The 23715-nt window shown below is 43.8% G+C and carries 25 protein-coding genes; 13 read left to right on the top strand and 12 right to left on the bottom strand.

The features are described 5' to 3' along the window. Positions 1-103: 103 nt before the first annotated feature. From AC3CID_RS17285 to hutW, 4 genes are all read right to left on the bottom strand, one after another. Complete coding sequence (locus AC3CID_RS17285) at positions 104-646, bottom strand: ATP:cob(I)alamin adenosyltransferase (protein ID WP_004731855.1); 543 nt, start codon at positions 644-646, stop codon at positions 104-106. A gap of 113 nt (positions 647-759) precedes the next feature. Beyond that, the gene (gene hutZ, locus AC3CID_RS17280) at positions 760-1290 is read right to left on the bottom strand and encodes a heme utilization protein HutZ (RefSeq protein WP_004731858.1); all 531 of its coding nucleotides are present in this window, start codon (positions 1288-1290) and stop codon (positions 760-762) included. Positions 1291-1431: 141 nt separating this feature from the next. Continuing rightward, on the bottom strand, positions 1432-1953 hold the full coding sequence (gene hutX, locus AC3CID_RS17275) for a heme utilization cystosolic carrier protein HutX (RefSeq protein WP_102446960.1): 522 nt from the start codon (positions 1951-1953) through the stop codon (positions 1432-1434). 323 nt (positions 1954-2276) lie between these two features. Further along, positions 2277-3686, bottom strand: coding sequence for a heme anaerobic degradation radical SAM methyltransferase ChuW/HutW (gene hutW / locus AC3CID_RS17270; protein ID WP_488527776.1), 1410 nt, complete (start codon positions 3684-3686; stop codon positions 2277-2279). A gap of 160 nt (positions 3687-3846) precedes the next feature. Between hutW and AC3CID_RS17265 the strand changes: the two genes are divergently transcribed. The 6 genes from AC3CID_RS17265 (at position 3847) to AC3CID_RS17240 (ending at position 8751) form a co-directional block, all read left to right on the top strand. Next, entirely contained in the window at positions 3847-4635 is a 789-nt protein-coding gene (locus AC3CID_RS17265) for an energy transducer TonB (protein WP_488518969.1), read from the top strand. Positions 4636-4637: 2 nt separating this feature from the next. Further along, the gene (locus AC3CID_RS17260; RefSeq protein ID WP_017087354.1) at positions 4638-5339 is read left to right on the top strand and encodes a MotA/TolQ/ExbB proton channel family protein; all 702 of its coding nucleotides are present in this window, start codon (positions 4638-4640) and stop codon (positions 5337-5339) included. After that, positions 5336-5749 carry an ExbD/TolR family protein gene (locus AC3CID_RS17255; RefSeq protein WP_017077389.1) on the top strand — a complete coding sequence of 138 codons (414 nt, stop codon included), beginning with the start codon at positions 5336-5338 and terminating at the stop codon, positions 5747-5749. The genes AC3CID_RS17260 and AC3CID_RS17255 overlap by 4 nt, the downstream gene beginning before the upstream one ends. A 148-nt stretch (positions 5750-5897) precedes the next feature. Next, complete coding sequence (locus AC3CID_RS17250; RefSeq protein WP_488527775.1) at positions 5898-6788, top strand: heme/hemin ABC transporter substrate-binding protein; 891 nt, start codon at positions 5898-5900, stop codon at positions 6786-6788. Between the two features lie 143 nt (positions 6789-6931). Continuing rightward, positions 6932-7969 (top strand): iron chelate uptake ABC transporter family permease subunit, encoded by a 1038-nt coding sequence (locus AC3CID_RS17245; RefSeq protein WP_372244590.1) that lies wholly within the window; start codon positions 6932-6934, stop codon positions 7967-7969. After that, positions 7969-8751, top strand: coding sequence for a heme ABC transporter ATP-binding protein (locus AC3CID_RS17240; protein WP_108187788.1), 783 nt, complete (start codon positions 7969-7971; stop codon positions 8749-8751). The genes AC3CID_RS17245 and AC3CID_RS17240 overlap by 1 nt, the downstream gene beginning before the upstream one ends. 431 nt (positions 8752-9182) lie before the next feature. Here AC3CID_RS17240 and AC3CID_RS17235 read toward each other — a convergent pair whose 3' ends face one another. Then, positions 9183-9644, bottom strand: coding sequence for a TetR/AcrR family transcriptional regulator (locus AC3CID_RS17235; protein ID WP_004731875.1), 462 nt, complete (start codon positions 9642-9644; stop codon positions 9183-9185). A 530-nt stretch (positions 9645-10174) separates the two neighbouring features. Between AC3CID_RS17235 and AC3CID_RS17230 the strand changes: the two genes are divergently transcribed. Next, positions 10175-10474 carry a YfcZ/YiiS family protein gene (locus AC3CID_RS17230; RefSeq protein ID WP_004731876.1) on the top strand — a complete coding sequence of 100 codons (300 nt, stop codon included), beginning with the start codon at positions 10175-10177 and terminating at the stop codon, positions 10472-10474. A 39-nt stretch (positions 10475-10513) separates the two neighbouring features. On the opposite strand, the gene AC3CID_RS17225 is transcribed toward AC3CID_RS17230, so the two are convergent. Continuing rightward, entirely contained in the window at positions 10514-10813 is a 300-nt protein-coding gene (locus AC3CID_RS17225) for a DUF1496 domain-containing protein (protein ID WP_017087358.1), read from the bottom strand. Between the two features lie 101 nt (positions 10814-10914). On the opposite strand from AC3CID_RS17225, the gene AC3CID_RS17220 reads away from it, so the two are divergent. After that, the gene (locus AC3CID_RS17220) at positions 10915-11514 is read left to right on the top strand and encodes a hypothetical protein (RefSeq protein ID WP_372244589.1); all 600 of its coding nucleotides are present in this window, start codon (positions 10915-10917) and stop codon (positions 11512-11514) included. 173 nt (positions 11515-11687) lie between these two features. Here AC3CID_RS17220 and AC3CID_RS17215 read toward each other — a convergent pair whose 3' ends face one another. Further along, positions 11688-12794 carry a 1-acyl-sn-glycerol-3-phosphate acyltransferase gene (locus AC3CID_RS17215; RefSeq protein ID WP_029222283.1) on the bottom strand — a complete coding sequence of 369 codons (1107 nt, stop codon included), beginning with the start codon at positions 12792-12794 and terminating at the stop codon, positions 11688-11690. A gap of 175 nt (positions 12795-12969) precedes the next feature. Between AC3CID_RS17215 and AC3CID_RS17210 the strand changes: the two genes are divergently transcribed. Next, positions 12970-13596 (top strand): hypothetical protein, encoded by a 627-nt coding sequence (locus tag AC3CID_RS17210; protein WP_017077381.1) that lies wholly within the window; start codon positions 12970-12972, stop codon positions 13594-13596. Positions 13597-13718: 122 nt separating this feature from the next. Here the strand turns inward: AC3CID_RS17210 and AC3CID_RS17205 are convergent, their stop codons facing one another. Further along, positions 13719-14207, bottom strand: coding sequence for a hypothetical protein (locus AC3CID_RS17205; protein ID WP_488527774.1), 489 nt, complete (start codon positions 14205-14207; stop codon positions 13719-13721). Between the two features lie 22 nt (positions 14208-14229). Beyond that, a complete protein-coding gene (locus AC3CID_RS17200) occupies positions 14230-14751 on the bottom strand; it encodes a nicotinate-nicotinamide nucleotide adenylyltransferase (protein ID WP_372244587.1) in 522 nt (173 codons plus the stop codon). A gap of 109 nt (positions 14752-14860) precedes the next feature. Between AC3CID_RS17200 and nadE the strand changes: the two genes are divergently transcribed. Then, positions 14861-15691 carry an NAD(+) synthase gene (gene nadE / locus AC3CID_RS17195; RefSeq protein ID WP_488527773.1) on the top strand — a complete coding sequence of 277 codons (831 nt, stop codon included), beginning with the start codon at positions 14861-14863 and terminating at the stop codon, positions 15689-15691. Positions 15692-15792: 101 nt separating this feature from the next. Here the strand turns inward: nadE and AC3CID_RS17190 are convergent, their stop codons facing one another. Continuing rightward, positions 15793-17664: an MOSC N-terminal beta barrel domain-containing protein gene (locus AC3CID_RS17190; protein ID WP_488527772.1), complete on the bottom strand. Its 1872-nt coding sequence runs from the start codon at positions 17662-17664 to the stop codon at positions 15793-15795. Positions 17665-17882: 218 nt separating this feature from the next. Between AC3CID_RS17190 and AC3CID_RS17185 the strand changes: the two genes are divergently transcribed. Both AC3CID_RS17185 and pyrC read left to right on the top strand, forming a co-directional pair. Continuing rightward, positions 17883-18041 carry a YqaE/Pmp3 family membrane protein gene (locus tag AC3CID_RS17185; protein ID WP_004731890.1) on the top strand — a complete coding sequence of 53 codons (159 nt, stop codon included), beginning with the start codon at positions 17883-17885 and terminating at the stop codon, positions 18039-18041. Between the two features lie 197 nt (positions 18042-18238). Then, the gene (pyrC, locus tag AC3CID_RS17180) at positions 18239-19267 is read left to right on the top strand and encodes a dihydroorotase (protein ID WP_488527771.1); all 1029 of its coding nucleotides are present in this window, start codon (positions 18239-18241) and stop codon (positions 19265-19267) included. A gap of 136 nt (positions 19268-19403) precedes the next feature. On the opposite strand, the gene AC3CID_RS17175 is transcribed toward pyrC, so the two are convergent. Further along, positions 19404-20309: a DUF808 domain-containing protein gene (locus AC3CID_RS17175; RefSeq protein ID WP_488527770.1), complete on the bottom strand. Its 906-nt coding sequence runs from the start codon at positions 20307-20309 to the stop codon at positions 19404-19406. Between the two features lie 175 nt (positions 20310-20484). Between AC3CID_RS17175 and AC3CID_RS17170 the strand changes: the two genes are divergently transcribed. Next, the gene (locus AC3CID_RS17170; protein WP_488527769.1) at positions 20485-21411 is read left to right on the top strand and encodes a M14 family metallopeptidase; all 927 of its coding nucleotides are present in this window, start codon (positions 20485-20487) and stop codon (positions 21409-21411) included. A 243-nt stretch (positions 21412-21654) separates the two neighbouring features. Here AC3CID_RS17170 and AC3CID_RS17165 read toward each other — a convergent pair whose 3' ends face one another. After that, positions 21655-23262, bottom strand: a complete 1608-nt coding sequence (locus tag AC3CID_RS17165; protein WP_488527768.1) for a BCCT family transporter — start codon at positions 23260-23262, stop codon at positions 21655-21657. Positions 23263-23715: the final 453 nt, after the last annotated feature.

The following is a 23715-nucleotide window of genomic DNA, read 5'->3' as shown; positions in this document are numbered from 1 at the left end:
GTTTTAGAAGCTAAACCTAGCATAATGCTTAATGGTTTAGCTTCTTAGCTTCTTAGCTTCTTAAAGATTAGATATTAGAGATGAATCAATGTAGAACTCTTCCTTAAGATTTCTTTGGCATAGAATAGCTCTTACTCACAAATTCCACTTCCTCTACCTCATTGACATGATTGGTAAAAGACGCCAATGCATAGAGTGTGTTCGCGACTAAGTTAGCGTATTTAAAAAGAATCGGATCTGGCGATTTTTTACTTTCATGATGCTCAATACTCACCAGCGCTCGCACAACTTTTTTAGCCTGACAGCGACATAAGTGAAGCTCGCTGGATACTCGATGCCCGCCGGGTAAGACAAAACCTTTGAACCCGCCTTCTAGCTGCTCACGGATACGATGATAGTCTTGCTTGAGCTCGACCAATTCAGACTCGGTGATGGCTAATTTCCCACGTACAGAACCATTCAAGTGATAGATGTTCGGCTGCAGGCGTTGCAGTATCTCGCGAACCTGAGGCTCCAACTCCAAAGACAGTACCAACCCAACTCGACAACAAAGTTCGTCCGACAAAATTTCAAAATCACAGATAGGACTGTCTTCATAAATAAACGGGTAACAGAACTCATCCCAATCTCGACTTACTGGTTTCACGTACCGATCCTTACTCATAAATGTTAATCAAACGCCAATATACCAAACTCTTTGATTTAGACATAAAAAAGCCCTCACATTGGAGGGCTCCTGAAAAAATAGGTTGAACGAGATTACTCGTTAGATACTTTTTTGTGGCCTTCTTGTAGGTGAACGAAATCCACCAGATCGTCGCCTGACACTTGGTATGCCTGACCAAAGCCTTTAACGAATAGGCCGTTCTCTGCTTTAAGGTTGAACAGAGAGAAGTCTTGAAGTTGGCTCAAACCATCAATGATTTCACCAAAACGCTCTTGCATCTGGCCGATCACTTGAGTCCAAAGCTCCGTTTCACGCTCTACAACACTCGCTTGTGCATCAAACGTTAAACGCTTACGTGCGTAAAGCTGCTTCGAGCTCTCTTCATCTTCAATCATCATCAGAGACACTTGAGGATTAGCCTTCAAGTTACGAGCATGACGAGCAATATCAGAAATGAGAACAAAGTAACCTTCTTGGTTCTGAACGAATGGCGCGTAACTTACGTTCGGGCGACCTTCTTCGTCAACCGTTGCAAGTTGAAGGGTACGGCGCTCTTGGCGAAATTCTTTAATTTCTGGACCTAGGCGACCTTGTAGACGTTCTTGTTTTACTTGCTGTTCCATGGGTAATTCCTTTCTTCACTTTCTCTGATTTATTATTTTTGCCCGAGGTTGAGCGATCATTGGCGAACTAAACGATCCTCGAGCATTGATGTACTGTTTAAACGAGTTGGCAACCTTAGTTAGGCTTGCCGTTAATCGTGCTTAAGCTTGTTCTTTTAGTGCTTTGAAGCGTTCTACTTGGTCGGCAATAAGCTCACGCTTTTCATTGCGGCCTAGGTAGATCTTAAAAATGTTCTCGCCAGTTTCACTAAAGAAACCGAAGTAATGACTTTCACGGCCCATGAACGCCTTGCTCACCAAACCAACGTGTTTGATGTTGTCGAGTTTCAGGTGACCATGAAGCTCGCCTTCTTTGCCCATTAAGTTGTAGTAACCACGTGCTACTTTGCCTTTAGGGAACGGAGCCTTTACTTCGAAGATTGAGCCAAATGAATGCATAATTGTGGTCACCGGGCCCCAGCCCACTAAACCTTCTAGAATCTCTTGAGCACGGCCGCCATCTAGCATTACCGCCATGTCGTTTGGAAAAGCAGCCACTACTTCAACTTCTGAAACGCCTAGCTTCTCAGCAATCGCAGTAGGAAGTAGCTTAGGTTCTTCTTCTAGAATAAGAGCGACACGTTGTTCTAGAGTTTCTGTCATTTCTAATGTTGTATCTGTCATTGAATATGTTCCGTATAAACGAGTAATTTACATTAGGGCGTGTTGATCTCTCGAGCTGATTTTTGCAGCGAGTTGCTGGGTATTTATACAAGGCAGAGGCTTTGATGTGTAGCTAGCCTACATGAGAAGCCAATAACGTAGTAGAAATGACCAGCAAACGCTGCCCGAAGGGTTCGGCTAAAAGCGTTCTACTCTTTGTTGAGGGAGATTTGCTTAGAATGACTAGGCTACTTCCCCCTCGCCGCGATTAAAACGCTTTTATCTCGAACAAAATTTAACCTCGAAAGGTCAACACACCCTAGGTATAAACTAAAAATTCGATATCAAGCGTGTTTCAAACTTGCGTGCGGGTGAACGCCCGAACCTGACGCTTTCGGTGCTGGGTGCATAGCCTGATATTCAGCGTTAAGCACTTGAATCACACTCTGAGCCAGGCTTACTGCCCAGAAGCTGCCAGCAATAGTCAGGCTCAAGTAATCCTCTGAAAGCTCAACCAGACCATTCTTATCCCAATGCGAAAACAGAGGCTTCAGATAATCGAACGTGTCTTGTCCCATAAAGGTCGGTAACGTACTTCTTCTAACAACACCAGAATCAAAACCGGCCTTCAATGAAGAGAAGGTTGGCTCTAGTGAACTTTGCTTCGTCATCATGGCTATTGGCAATTGACCTTGCTTTATAGACTCCATGTAGCTGTCTAAAGTTCGATGTTGCATCACACCATGACCACCAATGTTGCCACCAGCACCACAACCAATCGGCAGAACTTCGGCATAAGTTTTCGCTAAGCTGTTGTAAATGCTGCGTTCTCGGTTATCTCGAGTCCAGTGATTCACGCTCAGTTGCTTGACCTTATTTTTTGCCATGAACTCGACACCCGCCAAGTACATGCTCGCTTTATCTGGCGTATTCGCTGGTGGTGGAATTTTTCCTTTCTCAACGAGATTAAGCATAGGTGCATTACCCCCAACAATCAGTTGGTAGAGGTCAATACCGTGTGCACCAGTAAACATGTAGTCTTCTAAATCTTGTTGGAACACTTCCATAGACTGGTATGGTAATCCGTAAAGCAAATCCAGAACGATGGGAGCTTGCTCGGTTCGGCTCAGAGCACTGATACGTTCCAATACAACTTCTCGGTCATCTAAGCGCTTGGCACTGCGTCGAACTTGAGTGTTGAAACTTTGAATGCCAAATGAGAAGCGATTGAAACCACCTTCAAGCGCGCTATCAAACATTTGGTCGCCAAAGCGATTGATGCGCCCTTCCAAGGTCATTTCCACATCGTTTGCCAGTGGGAAATATTGGCGAATAGCCTTACCTAACTGTTCGACTTGTTGAGGAGACAAGTCAGTAGGTGTTCCGCCACCAATGTAGACGGCATGAAATAATCCAGACTGAGCCCAAGGGGTTTTGGCTTTTTGCTTCAACTCAACCATCAGAGCATCAAAGTACTCATCCACTAATTTGCGGCTTGCGGCATTTTGGAAGAAGTTACAGAACGTACAACGCACACGGCAGAAAGGAATATGGATATACAAGCAACGCTTATCCTGTTTCTTCCCTTCGCTTAGCATCAGCTCATCAAAGAGCTCCAACTTCTTGCTCGGGTCGACCGGAATTGAACTTCCTCCGGCATGTGCAGAATGCTTTTTCGCAAACGCAAAACGAAGCGGATCTGGGCTAGAAACACCCAGGATTGATTCGTCAAATTTATAAATATCAAGACTCATATAATCTCTCTAAACACTTACATAGCAAAGTCTGGAAGACTATTCGCTAAAACTGAGAGAATCATAAATAGACGCAAATGATAATGCAATTGATAATTGATCTTATTTAGATTCTGGGCAATAATCCGGTACAGATTTTAGATTTGGTAAAGGATTGAAAGTGAACGTTCCTAGATATGTTATTGCAGGCGGTGCATCGTTAGTGATTCATGCAGCGCTATTGTTTGTCGCTCAAGAATCCAAAGTATTCGCGATGCCTGCAGGTAGCCAATCGAACACGGTATCGATCAACTTCACGCCTAAGAGCACGCCTTCCCCGGCTCAACAAAAAACCATCACAGAGCCGGTTGAACCAGAACCAATCAAAGAAACGGTCTCACAAGCTGAACCTAAACCTGTCGAACCCAAGGCCGTTGAGCCAAAGCAAGCCAAACCGACACCAAAGAAAAAAGCGATCACCAATAAGCCTCAACCCAAGAAAGTAGAGAAAAAGGTTGTTGAAAAGAAGCCAGTAGCAAAGAAAAAGGTCGTTAAGAAAGAACGCCCAGAACCAAAGTCCAAACCAACGCCTCAACCAGAAAAACTGGCCGATAAGAAAGTCGATAGAAACCTGGCCGAGTCTGCCAACCAACCTCAGCAAGTAAACCAAGGCGTATCAAACCAAGAGCCTGTGCTAGTCACTAAGCCTTCGTTTTCAGCTCCCCCTACTCCCCCGACTTACCCTCGACAGGCAAGACGTCGTGGTATTGAAGGGGTCGCAATTTATGAGGTCTGGTTAGACGCGGAAGGCAAACAAATTAAGCAAGCATTAGTAAATTCATCAGGCGTACTAATACTCGACAACGCCGCTTTAGACGCCATTAAAAAATGGAAGTTCTCACCCCACACTGTCAATGGTCGAGCGATTGCTCACCGAGTACAACTACCTGTTCGTTTTAGGTTGGAATAATCATGCAACAAATCAGTTACTTACAAGATCAACTTGGCTTAATGACTTGGCCTCTTCTTATCTGTTCAGCATTAACCGCAATGATCATCGCTGAACGTGTCTTCCAAGTGATGTTAAGCATTGGTGTTGGCAAACGCGCCATTCGTCGCGAGCTCAATCAAATATCACCAACCAACAGCAAAGAAATTGAGGCTCTCGCTCAGTCTATTTCTGGTAAACGACCGCTGCTGTACAAGGGCGTCTCGATGTTGCTTGCTCACCACTCTTTTTCGAAAGGACTACGTGAAGATGCGGCAGGCATCTGGCTACAAGAAAAACGCCACCAGCTTCATGCAGGTTTAAGGTTGCTTGGTTTGATCGGCGTGATCAGTCCACTAATTGGCTTGCTTGGTACGGTGCTTGGTCTTATCGAGATGTTCAAAGGTGTAGCTGCTACCACCGGAAGTATCACACCAAATGATCTAGCTGACGGCCTTGGCTTAGCAATGAGAACCACAGCTGCAGGTTTGATGATTGCACTGCCTGCAATATCAGGGTCTCAACTGCTTGGGCTTTGGGCCGATAGGGTTTTGGCGCAGCTAGAACATACTTTGAATTATGTGAATGTGTGGTTAGAAGGCATGTCGATTCAAACTAATCAGTCTGACGAAACTAAAGATTCATCATTAAACAAAGTCGCTGTCGGTGATGCGAGACAAGCATGATTAAAACGCCCCACTCATCTCAAACACAAAGTTTAGCTCCGGACTTAACACCGCTGCTCGACATCATTTTTATCGTGATGGTTTTCCTGCTGCTGACAGCATCGGTGAAGTTGGAGTCATTAGAAGTCGAACTGCCGAGCTCTGATATTAAGAACGTTTCTGAAGTTCATAAAGATTCGATTAGCGTCAATATCTTAGACCACGAACCCTACTGGGCGATTAACGGCCAAGAGTACATCGACTGGGAAAACTTCAAGATTGCATTGCTAGAAGAAACAGGCACATCAGACAAGAAGCCGATCATCATTGGTGCAGATAAAGCCGCCAACGTTGAGAACCTAGTGAAGTTGCTGTCTTTCCTTCAAGAGAACGGAATACCAGCGACTCAATTGCTCACTGAAGATGGCTAGAACAACTCTCTATTTTCATGAAGTTAAGCTCTAGTTACTAAGACCAAATAACCAGAGCTAAACCTCTCTATAGATTCGAACTCACAATGCGAACGGACTGCTCACTGAGAATCTTCGCGAAACAAGTAGATAATATAAAGAAATGATTATGAACAACTTAAACGTGCTCAATAAATTAACGACCAAGAGACATCTCCTTTCAGTAGCTGCAATGAGCTTGGTACTAACAGCACCTATCGCCAATGCTAACGACGCTGAGCAACCTCGAATCATCAGTGCGGGCAGTGCTGTGACTGAATTGGTCTTGGCATTAGGCGCTGAAGAGCAGTTAGTGGCAATTGATGTGACCAGCCATTTCCCTCAAGCAGAGAATCTGCCGAAGATTGGTTACCACCGAAACCTTTCAGCAGAAGGCTTGATTGCTTTAGAGCCAACGACACTAATTGGCTCGGATGAAATGGGGCCAGACAACGCCATTTCTCAACTGAAATCTGCCGGTGTCGATGTCGAGATCGTCAATACCGAAGCAAACGTTGAGGGGTTATTAAAGCGTATCGACCAAATCGCAAAAATTACCCACACCGAAGCTCACTCACAGCAAGTCAAAGCTGAAGTAAATAAGAAGATTGCGGCACTAAAAGCAAACCAAGTACCAAGCAACGAAGCGAAGAAAGTTCTGTTCTTATTATTGCATGAAGGTCGCCCGGCGAACGTTGCTGGCGGTGAAACGTCACCAAACGCGATCATTGAATTGGCTGGCGGTGTAAACCCTGCGGCTAAAAGCCTGACGTCTTACAAACCACTATCGATGGAATCACTCGTTGAAATGCAGCCTGATGTCATCTTGGTGAGTGGCCGCAGCTACCAAAAAATGGGCGGCGCTGACGCCATTCTTAAATCGCTGCCTATGTTAGCAGCGACTCCTGCTGGCATGAACAAGCAAATCATTACCGTAAAAGGCAGTGCATTAGTTGGCGGACTTGGTCTTGAAAGCCTTTCAGAAGCCAAGCGATTAAACGCTCTTATCTACCCGTTATAACTTATCTACCCGTTATAACTTATCTACCCGCTATAACTCAACTACCCTATTTCCACTGTTGCTTGCTTAATGCTCATCACCGTCTCGTTTTTTGCGAAGTCGGTGATAAGTATTGAAGCGGGTGATAGACATTGAGGCTCTTTATGTTGCTACGATCCGTCCCACTGAAAACATCGATGTTAGGCCTAGGAGCTACCCTAGTCTTCGTCGCACTGTTCTCAATTACCGTTGGGCCAATGAACATTAGCTTAGCTGACAGTGCAGCGAGCTTACTCCAACCAAACAATGATTTAGCCCCACACATCAATTTAGTGATTCAAGAGATTCGCTTACCTAGAACCATTTTATGCATGCTAATAGGCGCGATTCTCGCTTTGTGTGGTACGGTTATGCAGGGGCTATTCCGCAACCCGCTTGCTGAGCCTGGGATCATCGGTGTCTCTGCAGGCGCGGCATTAGGTGCAGCGTTGGCTATTGTTCTTTTCTCTGAACTCTCATTGCAATACCCGGCCTTCATGAATTTTGCGGCCGTTCCTGTGTTTGCCTTTTTAGGTGGCGCTTTAACCACACTCTTGGTCTATAAACTAGGCACGGGTAAGTTCGGCACTTCTGTCACCATCATGTTGTTGGCGGGTGTGGCGATCAGTGCGCTATCCGGTGCTGGTATTGGGTTCTTGAATTTCATTGCTGATGACCAAATGCTGCGCGATCTTTCATTATGGTCGATGGGTTCATTGGCAGGCGCTAAGTGGTCAGGGATTTTGCTGGCTGCTGTCACGCTCGTTGGATTGTTTGTTGTTTTCTACCGCCAAGCGATGTCTCTAAATGCTCTATTACTGGGCGAGTCAGAAGCACAACACCTTGGCATCCCAGTACAAAAACTCAAACGAAAGCTCATTCTACTGACAGCCGCAGGCGTTGGTATCACAGTGAGCCTGTCTGGCATGATCGGTTTCATCGGGCTCGTTATTCCTCATTTAGGTCGTATGTTGGCAGGCCCAGATCACCGAGTTCTTTTACCATTGTCAGCAGTACTAGGCGCACTACTGCTAACAGCCGCAGACATGTTCTCTCGTGTGGTACTGGCACCAGCAGAATTACCTGTGGGCATTGTTACCGCGATTATCGGCGCTCCATTCTTCTTGTACCTTCTATTTCAACAGAAAGGGAGAATCCTTTAATGTTTCCTTCAGCGTTAAAAGCGACCGATATCGAAGTGAAGTTCGGCAGCAAAGTGATATTAGATGGCGTTTCTATTGAGATTGAGGCAGGAAAGGTAACAACACTGCTTGGGCCAAATGGCGCAGGGAAAAGCACGTTACTTAAAGCCTTGTGCCAAGAGATATCGAGCAACGGCGATATCCAATATTTTGGACACACCAAAGACAAGTGGCCTTCTCAAAAATTGGCGAAGCATCTGGCTATGCTACCTCAGCACAGTACGTTGACCTTCCCATTTTTGGCACATGAAGTTGTCGAGCTTGGTGGCATTCCTCTGCAAGAGTCCAACAAGAAGCTCACCAACATCGCTAGTCAAAAAATGGATGTTGCCGATGTGACTCACCTGAGTGAAAGGCTCTACCCTTCGCTATCCGGCGGTGAAAAACAGCGTGTTCACTTGGCTCGAGTGCTAACCCAGCTTCACTATTCTGGTGACCAATGTATCTTGATGCTTGATGAACCCACATCAGCACTGGATCTTGCCCACCAGCACAACACCTTAAAGATCGCGAGAGATCTCGCCGACAACCACAATGCCGCGGTTATCGTGGTGTTGCATGACCTAAATTTAGCCGCTCAATATTCCGACCGATTAGTGGTATTGAAAGATGGACACTTAGTTTGCGATGGAAGTCCTTGGGAGGCGCTAAAGCCGTCAATGATTGAAGACGTATACGGATACAAAAGTATCGTCGAAAAACACCCAACCATGAGCTTCCCTCAGGTTCATCCCGCACAATAAACGCAATCAAAAACTGGCGCACTTAAAGTATTCGTTCCTTCTAACGCCGACACCATTCAAAGCCTCGATTTAGTCGAGGCTTTTTATTGGCTCACAGCCTCTCTCTCGCCTTAAACTCAATTTTGTTAGTAACCATAGCAATAAGCTCTCAAACGGCTCACCCAGAGCGTTTGAGGCTCTAGAAATAAACATAATCAGTTAGTGTTGCTAAGCTTTTCGCAATTTAGGTGGAATGTAAGACTCGAGCGTAAGCATATAAAAAGAAAAGAAATAACTTCATTTGGCACAAAGCAAGATAGCAGAAGCTATATGAGTTCGAGAGAAAAAGCGGAAGAGAAAGAGAAAGAGAAAGAGAAAGAGAAAGAGAAAGAGAAAGAGAAATTGCAGACACAAAAAAAGCCCCCGTAGGAGCTTCTTTTATCGTGTGTTGATTACTGACTCATGCGAATCAATGACTTACCAATCAACCACTCTAGTTCTTTACCGCTAGTATCACCAAACTGAGTTTCAGTCAGCTTGTATAGACGGTCAATACCGTTTGCAGCGAACTCATGAGCGCTCTCAGCAGTAACGATATGATGGAAAAGTAAACGTAAAATTGCTAGGAACTCAGCGTCTTCAAGTGCTGCAACCCAGCTAGCTGAAAATGCGTCAAGGCCATTTTCAAAGTCAATGTGTTCCATAAACATCTTGAAAATACGACCGTCTAAAGCAGCAGTAAAATCCGTTTTCTTAGGAAAGTGATGACTAATACCTGTACGAGAAACGCCTGTTTGTTGACTCAATGTCGTGTATGACATCTTGTCGTAACCCAATCTCAATAGCTGGTCCACAACGGCATCCATGATCTTCTGGATCGTGATTTCTGTATCTTCTTTACTACGCTTTGGCATATTCAGGCTCTTCTCTTTGTAAATCCATCTAACTCAATCAAATGAAGTCAGAATGAAAATCGTTATCAGCATTATGTGAGCAAGATGTTTTTTCGCAAGTATTTAGAACTAAATGCACACAAATACTATGTACGAACAATTTTACAGTGATGTCTCTTTGGACACTTTGTCTAATTATTCTTCGAAAATCACCTTACAATCCTAAGTCGATAATTTTAAATAACGACTTAGAATATGAAATACCCAACGAAAAATTCATTGTATAAATACCTATCAAGCGATAGATAGTCTTATAAAATCATTCCTGACGCAACTAAGTGAATGATATTCTGACAAATTAATAACATTCCTTTTCAACAAAACGTGAGGTAAATCACATACATATTTATCGGCGCGAATGTAGATATTCATTAAACACCTTAACAAACAACATAGCATACCAGTATAAATTAGTTCAAAGGTTTTAATTTTTGTAGATACAGTTCAAATTGCTCGTTAGAATAACCTCAGACTTTGTAAGAGGATTATTTATGAGCCAAGATATTGGTAACAACGATGTATGTGAGGCTTGCGGTTGCGCAGGTGAAATTGGCTTCATCATTAAAGAAGGCGACGAGGTTGCTGAGGTAACGGTTTACGGCAACTCCAAAGCACTTATTGAAGCTGAATTAGCTAAGTACGTTGAGTTAGCAAAGCAAGTGTCTAGCAATGTTGAATTTGAAGCATCAGAGATGACTGAAGACAGCACAGAATTGCACGCACGCTTTAAATTTGAAGTAAGCGCTGAGAAAATTATTTTCGAACTTAAGACTCGCTCTCTAGCGCGTTAATATAAGCACTTACACTCATACAATTAAAAGACGAGTTTATTACTCGTCTTTTTTTATTATTTCAACCCAACCTAGAGCACCATTGGTCTCAAAGTCATTTTCAGCCGCACATTTAATCACAACACCTGTGACCTCAACGATAGCACCAACACTATATGCCTTATCATTGTAATAACAAACTCGTTGCTGTGAAGTACTCTGAGTGACTACCACTGCCGCTTTTGCAGGCGTTGATATTATTTTATTAGCACTTACTGATATTGAACAAAACGCAGAGGTCAGAATCACAACGCATTTTAGAATTTGATGCTTTATTCGAACCGAAAATTTACCTTTCATTGTCTCTTATTCCTTTCTACCTACCAACAAATGAGTAAAACACTATGCGAGAATAATTTTTTCTTTATAGTGTTAACGTCTATCGTAATAAGAAGCTTGTTATGCTCCGAATAATTGCACTTATTATTGGTTCCTTAACCATAACAAATGTGACTGCTGAACCACTCGATCAGTATCAAATATTGAACCATCTGGATAATTACGGAAACTTATATTTACGAAATAAGCCATACACATCACTGCCAACAGGGTTAATCGTTGAAGGCAACCTCAATATTGAGAACACTGCGATTACCCGCCTACCCAAAGGGTTGGAAGTAAACGGAAGTCTTAAAGGCGGTAACAGCCAACTCTCGCGGGTTCCCTCGGGAGTGAAGATAAAAGGCTATGCTGACTTGATTGGTAGTCAGATTACCAGTTGGCCAAGAGGTGTGAGAGTGGGCGGATTTATTAACCTCACGGATACTCCCCTCCAGAGGCTACCCAATGGCTTTAGAGTGAAAGGCGACCTGAGCGTGATTCGTACGCCTTTGACAGAGCTACCAAACGGGATAGTCATTGATGGCGATTTATATATAGGCGGTTCTGGGATTACAACATTTCCTGACACCATGACAGTCAAAGGTAATATCTACCTCGGTGGTAACACGATTACCACGTGGCCGACCAGCCTAGAGCTCGGTGGCGCTGTCGCTCGCTAATTTAGCCTAAAGCTCTAATGCTCTATTGCTCTATTGCTCTATTGCTCTATTGCTCTATTGCTCTAAAACTCTAATGCAGCAGCAAGTAGTAATTCAGAAACAAAAAAGGAGCCCAAGGCTCCTTTTTCAATTCAATCAAGTTACTACTCAGCTAACAAGCTAACTAACGCTCGTTAACCAATGTTCTTCACTGGATTCGCATAGCTGTCGATTAAGTACTGACGAGCACCTTGTGGCAAGCCAGATAGTTTATCTTCAAACTCCTGCTTAACCGCTGCTGTAATCGACTCGTCTTCTTTTTCCGCTGCCAGCAAGTTTACTGGAAACAGTTTATAGTTGTCGTGGATCTGGCGGTCGATCTCTTGAGCAAGCGCTTCAGGCGTATCAAAATCTTGGTCGATAACCTGACCGAAACCAACATGAACACGTCCTTTATTGCCGATGATACCTTGAATGATACTTTCGATATCTTCAAATTCACCCTTTTCGTAACTGCCGTTTACGTCTTTTTCAAAAAGCTCGATCGCTTTCGCGATATCACATGGATCGTTTTCGTAAGAAATAGACACAGGAACGATCTTCAACGACTTCACGTATTCAGGGAATGCAATTTTTTGCTTACGACCTTCAACGTGGAACATCTTCAAGATTGCTGGCTCAGTAAAATCATTGCCGTCTTTTGCACGGCCTTCTTTTTGAGCGATCCAGATAGAATTGCCCGTTTCCAAAGAATGCTTGATGTACGAAGACAACTGCCCTAGCGCTTTCATCATCTCACGCGGCCCTTTCAAAGAACGCTTTACAATAAAACTCTTATTAAGGCGCATCAGTTCAGTCGCACATGGTTTCTTCAACAAGTTGTCACCAATTGCAATTCGGCAAGTTTGATGATTGTTGTGATGCAATGCGTAATTAACTAATGCTGGATCCATAGCAATATCACGGTGATTTGAAATAAACAGGTAAGCTTGACTAGCGTCCAGTGACTCTACACCTGTGTATGTTACACCATTCGTGGTTTTCGCTAATGTATCTCGCAAGTATTTCTTAACTTCAATCTGGATGGATTCAACGCTGGTCAGCTTGCTCCATTTCATTTTCAAGTAAACGCGCAAGATCGGGCTCATTAATGCTTTAAACCAAGACGCATGGTTTGAAAAACGATAGTGCAGAATCGCACTGATAAATTCTTCATCATTAATAAGACGGTTTAGTGCCGCTGGAATTTCATCATCGCCGTAAGGACGAATATCAACATATGGATCGGTCGGAGAGGTCATTTTTTAATTCAAATAATAAAAATCTGGCTCATTCTACGCGTTGTTTTGACTTCTCGCAGCTACAGAGTCCATACTTTTGACAAGGTCAGACCAGAAAGATTGAAAATACCCTGTTATTGTTGGCATTCTTTAAAATTAACGGTAATCTTGACGCCCCAAAATTAAGGTACTATCTATGAACTTCGCTATTGAATATACATCGGCTTACTTTTCACACTTGGTGATTACACCTCGCAAAAAAGTACTTAAACATAGCCTTGTATCGGTTCAAAGTGGCTTGGTTTTGATAAAGCTGGGTAAACAAGAGTATGCCGTCGAGCCAGGCCAGAGTGTATGGATTCCATATGACTGCCTAACATCACTGACCTACTTTCCAAACACCCAGGTTAATCGTGTCGATTTCTCAGTTCGTTTGACCGACTCATTCCCGAGACAAGCAGGATACATCACGCAAACCAACCTCTCTTCTGCGTTACTGGAAAAGTTGGAGCTAACCAAAGCTCGCGCTTCAAATGCCAATAATACGGAGCAAGCGTTTAAAGATATGCTTTCTGTTCTCAAGCAAGAAGTGTTGGCATTTAAGCCACTACTTTGCGAAAGTGCTTTGTCTCAGCGATTCAATCAGTGGAACATCGATGACTCGAACCTACCGCAAGAGCACACCTTGGTGATGGTAATGCGCGAGGCAAAGAAACGAATGCAGTCAGGTCAGAAACGTGCACTTGTGATTGATGATTTGTTCTCTGGAAAAGAAGAAGAGTTTGAACAGCTGTGCATGCTTGTTTTTGGTGAAGATTTATAGCTTAGCGCTAAGTTATTGTTAATATTGAAAGCAGAAAACCAGATACTAAAAAGCCGCAAAAACTCAGTTTTTGCGGCTTTTTTAATTCTTAGCGTCTCAGCATCAATTAATAACCTAACGGTCTAGAACGGCAATTCAACCTGCATCATGAGGTCAGCGTCTCGTGAATCATGCCAGCGGTAATCAAAGCGCATGCGAGGTTGCCCGTCGACTTTCTCGCCAAAACCTATGCTCAGCTGAAGGCCATGATTCATCAACCACTCTTCAGTCGACATATCATACTGCTCATCTTCAAGATCTTCTGGGAACCACATACCCAAACCAACATAGTTGGATTCAAGGCTCTGAGTTAACAGTGGCGTGTCTTTGCTTTGAAGAACCCAATCAGACCAATAGTCTGGAGCTTCAGGCTCTTCATCACTTAGCCCGCTGATTTCCATCATGCGTTGGCCAAAAGACTCAATACTCGAAGAGAAGTCTAAGCAGCTGTTGTCATCATCAGAAGTCAGCATGATCGAATCTAAACTAAAGAAATCACAATCAGCTTGAGCAGGCATACTGCATGCTGCAATGATCATCGTCGCTGGTATCGCGCGCTTTAGCATAGTCATCAGACCTCTTAAATTAGTGAATCTACATTATTGTATACAGTTCATCATCTTGCAATATCTTTGTAACTGACTTTGTACTCAATTTCGCAACATTGCTCCCATTTTGCAAAGCAAGGCGGATATCGGTACTACGAATCTTTACTTTTTCAGGGCAAGCCATCACAGACCAGCGCTCTGTTATCTCATCGGATTTATAGAAAGATGAGAATTTGAAGAAATTATCAGGGCCAATAACAAACGTCAGTTCGGCGTCACGATGTAACTTCTGAAGTTCACTGAGCACCGCGTAAGTCGTCACGCTTTCACCTGGAGTAAACAAACTTTTTTCGATCAAAGAAAGCTCAACTTGATCCAGTGAAAGATCGCTAATAAATGCGTTAACTAACTGACATCTCGTATCAAAGTCTAGCATCTCTTTTCCCCAAGCATGGGCAATACTTGGAACAAGTAAAATTTTGTCAAAGTGAGCCAACGAATCAATCACACTTTTGTGCCCTAAGCTCGGCGGATTAAACGCACTACCGAAAATGGCTATTTTTTCCATTATTTATTACTGCCTTCTCTTTCTAAGCTTGTGCAAAGAGGTTTTTAAATCGGATGATTTAGGTATGATAACACTAGATTTTTAATTTGCTTGCAGGAAAGGAATACGAATGGAACAGTTAATTCGTGACGAAATGCGCGTACTACCTTCAATTGACCCTCACTTCGAAGTGACTCGCCGTGTGGACTTTATCAAAACTAAACTTCAGCAGTCAGGCTGCAAGTCTCTGATCCTTGGTATCAGTGGCGGTGTAGACTCAACGACCTGTGGCCGTTTAGCACAAATGGCTGTTAATAGCCTGAATGAAAGCGCTGGTAGCGACAACTACCAATTCATCGCCGTTCGCCTGCCTTATGGTGAGCAAAAAGATGAAGATGAAGCACAGCTTGCTCTGTCTTTCATTCAGCCTTCTCAATCCGTTTCTGTAAACATTAAAGCCGGTGTTGATGGGCTCCACGCAGCATCTCACGTAGCTCTAGAAAGCACAGGCTTGCTACCAACAGATTCTGCAAAAATCGACTTTGTGAAAGGGAATGTAAAAGCACGTGCTCGCATGATCGCGCAATACGAAATCGCAGGTTACGTTGGTGGTCTTGTCATCGGTACCGACCACTCAGCGGAAAACATCACAGGCTTCTACACCAAGCACGGTGACGGCGCATGTGATTTAGCACCTTTGTTCGGCCTGAACAAACGCCAAGTTCGTGAGCTTGCAGCAACGCTGGGCGCTCCAGAGCAACTTGTTAAGAAAGTACCCACTGCTGATCTAGAAGAGCTTGATCCTCAGAAAGCCGATGAAGCAGCATTGAACCTTTCTTACGATCAGATCGATGATTTCCTTGAAGGCAAAGAAGTCTCTCAAGACGTATCAGATCGCTTAGTAAACATCTACAAAGCAACTCAGCACAAGCGTCAACCAATCCCAACGATCTACGATTAATTTTTTGAATTAGTCTCAGAATTAAAAAGGGCGGAAGTTCATTTCAATGAGCTTCCGGCCTTTTCTATTTAATGCATTTTTCTTTATGATCTAGCGAGCTATTAATCCACAACTTCGATATCAGTTTGCGGAACACTGCAACACGCCAGTATCTGCCCCATGTTACGCTCATGATCTTGCAACGCAGGTACATCTGGCTGGTGAACTTGCCCAGACTCAAGGGTCACTTTACACGCTCCGCAAAAACCAGCACGGCAGCTAGAAGCAATAGACACACCCGCCGATTCAGCCTGTTCTAGTAGCGTTGACTGATTATTACCTTCGAACAAGTAGCCATTGACACTCAATTGCAGTTGCTTCACCGCCTCTTCGGTAGACTGAGCGACGCCAAATGCTTCTTGATGATAATGTTGAGGGTTGAGCCCCATTTGGATTAACAGTTTTTTTGCGTTATCCATAAAGCCGTCTGGGCCGCACACAAACGCTTGACGCTTGTGTAGTGCTTCAATTTTAGCAATATGCGACACGCTCAAACGACCAGATAAACCATCCCATTCTTTAGTTGGTTGGCTTAACGAGTAAATCACACGTAACCCTTTATGTTCGTTGGCAATCTTATCAATCTCAGCTTGATAAGGAATATCCTCTTCGCTACTGCATTGATGGTAGAAAACCACATCATCGATTTGACCATGGTCGGCTAAGTAACGAAGCATCGACAACATTGGGGTAATACCGCTGCCTGCAGACAAAAGCAGTAACGGATGGGTTGGGTTTGCTTCTAAGTAGAACGCACCATCTGGGTTTTGAGCGACTAGAGTATCGCCCACTTGGAAATGATCATTGAGCCAGTTAGATATTTGACCATCATCCACTCGCTTCACTGAAATCGCCAAACGACCCGCTCGTGATGGGCTAGAAGATAACGTGTAACGACGCGAAATCGTCTCGCTATCAATCACCATCTCAATCGGCAGATGTTGCCCAGGCTGGTAACTTGGTAGTGAGTGGTTCTCTTTCGCAGGTTCTAACCAAAAAGTTGTAAAGTCACGAGCGATCTCTTCACGTTCAACACAGGTTAAATGCAATGATTCTACCCAAGTATCTTGGTAGTGCTCTTTCTCTTTGGTTTCTAGTACTTCAACAACATCACCGGCTTTAACTAAGCCTTCATTTTTAGCAACTAGATTTTGACCAAAGAAAACACCACCGCGCTCATTCGCTCTGAATTTAGAAAAGGTGTTAAGCGGCTCTTTTGTTTCTCTGAATTCACCACGCTCAACATCAACCGTTGTTAGAATACAGCGCTCACAAGGCTTAACGGCTTCGAATTCAACCTCACCGATACGAATACGCTTCCAACTGTCTTCAGCAAAGGCTTCGGTATTGGAAACAACAAAGTTAGTGCGGAACTGATCCATTGAATGAGTTTCAGGGCTGCGGCGGTTTAACTCATCAAGAGAGGCTTGGCTGATCACCAGCATTGGGTAACCATCGGCAAAGCTCACGTTGTGACCGAGCTTTTCACGAACACGATTCGATTGCTCACCTGAAAACAGGAGTTCAACTCGGACACCCAACACATCGCTAAACCAATCATCAGCTTCATCATTGGTGGTGTAAGCGGTAAAGCTGTCTTTCCAAACCGTTGCTGGTGCTTCTTGCATCTTGAAATTCGCATACTTTAGGCGTAAAGGCTCTTTGCCTTCATAAGTGAAGATCAAACCGTCTGGTTGCAAGCTTGAAGATACCTTGACCATTTTCGGATACTTACGCGCCGTGATCATTGAACCGTCTGCCAATGCCAACATAAAGCGTCTGTCGAAAGTTAGGCCTTGTTTTTCGACCCAAGCAGAAGAGAGTGAAATCCCGCCTACAGATTTAACCGGAAACACATTAATTTGAGATAGAGAAGACACGTGCTTTGAAGCCTTTTGATCTTGAGCTTTTTTATCTAAAGGTAGCTGCGACATAACGATTCCAATGTTTTGTTGTTTGTCCCAATGCTAACAAATGGTTATAAATAGATAAACTAGCAGGCATTAAACACTTGATACTAAGCTAATATCTTGAGATGTTTATCCTAGTGTCTTATCTACATAAAGACAGCAATGTATTAACACTCTCCATACGTTCTATAATTTGAACACGGTTACCGCATTGAACTTTCATTGAATAAAAAGGATTTATCATGAACAAACTTGTCATTATCATCTTATGTGTACTACTCCCTCCTGTTGGCGTGTTCTTCGCTCGCGGCGCAGGTAAAGATTTGCTGATTAACATCATTCTTACTTTCTTCTTCTGGGTACCAGGTATGATCCACGGATTGTGGGTAGCCACTCGCTAACCCTGACCATCTCCGAGAATTAATACCGAATAAAATACTCATAAAAACAAGCTCCTAACCCTGAAGGGTTAAAAATAGGATGAAATGAAAGTGCTTTTCCACTATCATCCTGTCGCCTAAACGTAAGCGATTGCTTTCACAGATTTCGCTGAGTTTAGGCTCCAACTACATAACACTTCAAATGGTGGGAGCCTTCAATGACACAACTTACGATTACTCGTCCTGACGACTGGCACGTTCATCTACGCGATGGCGACGTATTAAAAGATACAGTGCGCGATATCAGCCGCTACAATGGTCGAGCGTTAATCATGCCAAACACCATCCCACCGGTAACCGATACCGAAATGGCGCTTGCTTACCGTGAACGCATCATGGCAGAGCAGCCAAGTGAACAATTCCAGCCTCTAATGGCACTTTACCTAACAGACAACACAACTCCTGATGAAATTCGTAAAGCGAAAGAGTCTGGCGCTGTTGTAGCGGCCAAGCTTTACCCTGCTGGCGCGACGACAAACTCTGATTCTGGCGTAACTTCTGCTCAAAAGATTTACCACGTATTAGAAGCCATGCAAGAAGTGGGTATGTTGCTGCTTGTTCATGGTGAAGTAACGGCTCACGATGTTGATATCTTTGACCGTGAAAAGCAGTTCCTAGACACAGTTCTAGCGCCGATTGTTAACGACTTCCCTGATTTGAAGATCGTTCTAGAGCACATCACGACTGCAGATGCAGCGACTTTCGTTAAGAACGCTAACGAGAACGTAGCGGCAACCATTACAGCTCACCACTTGCTTTATAACCGCAATCACATGTTGGTTGGCGGCATTAAGCCACATTTCTACTGCCTACCAATCCTTAAGCGCAACACGCACCAATTAGCGCTTATCGAAGCAGCAACAAGTGGCAGCAATAAATTCTTTTTGGGTACAGACTCTGCGCCACACGCAAAGGGCGCCAAAGAGTCAGCTTGTGGTTGTGCAGGTTCTTACACTGCACACGCTGCGGTTGAACTGTACGCTGAAGTATTCGATTTAGAAGGCAAGATTGAGAACCTAGAAGCGTTCGCGAGCCACAATGGCCCAGACTTCTACGGCATGCCACGTAACTCAGACACAATCACACTCGTTAAAGAAGAGTGGAATGTATCTGAAACAATGCCTTTCGGTTCAGACATCGTTGTGCCAATCCGTGGCGGCGAGACGATTTCTTGGGCTGTTAAATAAGCGTTTGGTCTGTAAAATAAGCGCTTGGGCTGTTAAGTAAACGCCCTCCATTTAACGAAAAGGGTCACCATAATAATTATGGTGACCCTTTTTTGTTTCGATGAAAGACTGTCTTATTATAAAAAATAATTAACGATTATTTACCACGAATTTTTCCAATAGAACTCCAAATCGCGACGACAATCAACCCTGAAAGCACACCAATCACACCATTTAATAGCGTCGGTACCACCGCTGTCGCTATCGTATGTCCACTAAAATCCATAATAATCGGTTCAATTAAATGATGAATCACGGGAACGTTGTGAACCACAATACCGCCGCCAACCAAGAACATCGCAGCCGTGCCAACAACAGCAAGCATTTTCATTAGCTTGGGTGCAAAGGCGACTAACCCATTACCCAAACGGGTTTTAATGGCACTCCCATTCGATATGCGCTGGAGATAGAAACCTAAATCGTCCAACTTAACGATCCCTGCAACTAAGCCATAAACACCAATCGTCATCACTATCGCAATCAAACTCACGACAAGAATCTGAGTCATGATGCTTGCTCCCGTTACGGTCCCCAGTGCAATCACAATGATTTCTGCAGATAAGATAAAGTCAGTACGAATCGCGCCTGATACCTTTCTCTTCTCATATTCCTCAATGGATTCGCCAGTACCCGTATCCTCTTCCTTCTCGTCATGTTGATGAGCGTGAGGAAAAAGCTTCTCTAAGATTTTCTCTGCCCCTTCAAAACAAAGAAACAGACCACCAATCACGAGTAGTGGCATGATCAACCAAGGAATAAATGCACTGATCAATAATGCCGCCGGAACCAAAATCAGCTTATTTTTAAATGAGCCTTTTGCGACCGCCCATACCACTGGGATTTCTCTTTCAGCAGAAACACCGGATACCTGCTGAGCGTTAAGGGCTAAATCGTCACCCAATACGCCTGCGGTTTTTTTAGCTGCCACCTTAGACATCAGTGCAACATCATCCAACACGGTTGCAATGTCATCTAACAGTGTTAATAAACTTGCTCCAGCCATTTTATTGTCTCTTTATAAAGGATTGAACCATCGATGAAATGTAACATCATCAATTCACTCATCAAAGTTATGAGTCTGTAAAAAATAAAGTCGCAAATTGTGTTTTCTATTGCTGTCTCTGTTAGACAGGAATAATCTGTCTTAATCTTTCACGAACATAAAAGAAAAAGTATAGATGAAAAGTGAATCTACCTACCCAATTGGTAAGCCAGGACAAAAGTGGCAACAAGCAGAACGTGAAGCATGGTTCGCTCAAAGAACGGTTAAGCGTGAATATCAACAAGAAGTTGTACCAAAGATTAAGGTGCTCGCTGACCGTTTTGACATCGAGCAATACGGCGCACTGAGCTACGACGAAGATCGCTTCCCACTTTTCGCTATCAAAAGCAAAAACTGGGACGAGTCAAAGCCGACCATTCTCGTTACAGGTGGCGTTCACGGTTACGAAACCAGTGGTGTGCATGGCGCTATCAAATTTGCAGCGACCCAAGCAGAAAAATACACGGCGCACTTCAACATTGTTGTAGCACCTTGTGTGAGCCCTTGGGGTTACGAAGTGATCAATCGCTGGAACCCAAATGCCGTTGATCCAAATCGCTCTTTCTACGATGGTACGCCAGCAGAAGAATCAGCAAACCTGCGTGCATTAGTGGCCTCTTTACCAGAAGTCTTGGTTCACGTTGACCTGCATGAAACGACAGACTCTGATGAAACTGAATTCCGACCAGCACTCGCAGCACGTGATGGCATTGAGTACATCGAAGGTATGATTCCAGACGGTTTCTACACGGTTGGTGATACTGAAAACCCGCAGCCTGAATTCCAAGCGGCAGTAATTGCTTCAGTAGAAAAAGTAACGCACATTGCGCCTGCAGATGACGAAGGCAAGATCATTGGTTCTGAAATCACACAACACGGCGTGATCAACTACCCTATGAAGAAGCTAGGCTTATGTGGCGGCGTGACCGACTGTAAGTACGGAACAACCACAGAAGTTTACCCAGACAGCGATAAAGTAACAGATGAAGAGTGTAATGACGCTCAAGTTGCTGCCGTAGTCGGTGCTTTGGATTACGTAATCCAACACGAATTAAACGCTTAAGCGACTACTTAAAACCTCGCACCAAGCACCTAATAGCTAGTCTCCTAAAGCTAACCCCTAAAACTAAAAAGAGCCACAGGTGACGATTCACTTGTGGCTCTTTTTTTGTATTTTCTGCTTGTCTTTGGTTTCTTCTGAGCATAAAAAAGCTCCCATGCACATTGTGCAAGAGAGCTTTGAAATAACGCTTCATCCGGAATAAGTAGTTCTTTACCTAATTACTTACTCAGAAACTTAGCTATTTTATTTCGCTGTTTCGCTAACGTTTGCTTGTCCTTTATCTACCTCAGTAAGTAGGCCTTTCACCAAACTCACACAACCAATCAGAAGAATGATCGTAAACGGCAGTGCTGCAATAATCGTAATAGATTGCAGAGCTTGGATTGATTGAGTACCACCAATCCACAGCATCACCATTGCGATAGCACCCGAGATAACAGCCCAAACGACTTTCTGTTTCACTGGCACTTCTAGTTTACCACCTGCCGTCATGCCATCGATAACGATAGAACCTGAGTCCAACGTGGTAACGAAGAACACGATGATCAGCACAACTGCGAGAACAGACAGAATGCTACCAAACGAGTAAGCATCTAGCATGTAGAACAAGCTTAGAGATACGTCTGTAATGCCTTGGTCGAGGCCAAGTTGCCCCACCTGATTAATTACTTGCTCGATAGCCACGCCACCAAAGATAGACATCCAAGCTGAAGTTACTAACGTTGGGATAATCAATACGCAAAGTAGGAACTCACGAACCGTACGGCCTTTAGAAATACGCGCTACGAACATACCGAAGAAAGGTGCATACGCTACCCACCATGCCCAGTAGAACACAGTCCAGCCATGCAGCCATGTTGTGTCTTCACGGCCTGAGCTTTGGCTCAACGCTACGATATTTTTCACATAGCCCGTTGCCGCAGTTGCCATTGAATCAAGCACAGTTGTGAAGTTCAATACAGCGATAAGACCAAGGAATATGAATGCAATAACCATGTTCAGGTTACTTAGGAACTTAACACCACCGTCCATGCCACGCATAACAGAGATGATCGCCAAGCCCATAATAAGAACGATAATAGATTGCTGAAGGTAGATGTTGTTTTCTAAGCCAAACACGTGGCTAATACCACTTGCTGCTTGTGTACCACCTAAACCCAATGAAGTCGCAAGGCCAAACAAAGTAACCAGTACGGTTAGCACATCGATTACATCACCAGTTTTGCCCCACACACGCTCACCCAGAATTGGGTAAAACACTGAACGCATGGATAGCGGTAAGCCTTTGTTGTAAACAAAGTACGCTAGACAAAGCGCCGTCATGCCATAGATAGCCCATGCATGAAAACCCCAGTGGAATACTGTTGCGCCTAGCGCCAGTTCACGGCCAGCTGCTGTGAAAGGTTCTGCATTCAATGGAGTTCCGAACCAGTTCGTGAAGAACGCAGTTGGCTCTGCAACACCCCAAAAAATAAGTCCAATACCCATACCTGCTGCGAATAACATCGCAATCCAAGATGACATTGAATAGTCCGCTGTCGCGTCTTCGCCACCTAGGCGAATCTTACCCAACGGCGAAAATGCGAGAACAACAGCAAACGCTAGCATGATGTTGGCTCCCCACATAAACAGGAAGTCAAACTTTGATAGAACAGCACCCTTAATAGAATCAATAGCAGCTTTAGCATCTGCCGGAGGAAGAGCAAGAAGAGTGATGATGAAGAGAAGAGATAAGCCTACTGAGGCTACGAAGACGGTGTTGTGGACATCCATGCCCCATTTATTGACGTTATCTTGACCAACTTGATAGTCAGTAGAATCAATACTGTATTTTTTTGATTTAAAACTCATAAATTATGATGTTCGTATATCCGATTCAACGAATATTAGGACGCTCTCCATATCCAGTTACTACTTGATTGGCTCGCCGCACCACCTAAATAGAGGCGATAAAAATCACAATGATTGGTGATAAATGGACTTATTGGCTCAATCCCAAGGCGCGGATTATAGCACAGCTCAAAGCATTTTGACTGAGTTTTAGCTCAATAGTCACCCAAATTACCGTGAATCACGATAGTTAAACTCATAAACACAGAATAAAATAAACAAATAAAAATCTTTAAATACAGCACCTTAAATTCAAATGGCGCACTGTAAATTCTCGTTCAAACTTTCTACAGATAATATTAACAACAGCCTGATTTATTTATAGCTCTAATAAAAAAGCCCCGCTATAGGGCGGGGAAATTACCAAAGGTAAAAGAGAAATCTATCTTCGAATATCGGTGCTACATTGCTTTA

Source organism: Vibrio sp. QJM3NY_21 (assembly GCF_057785975.1).
Note: the sequence above shows the minus strand (reverse complement) of the source record. Positions and strands in the feature narration are given on the sequence as shown.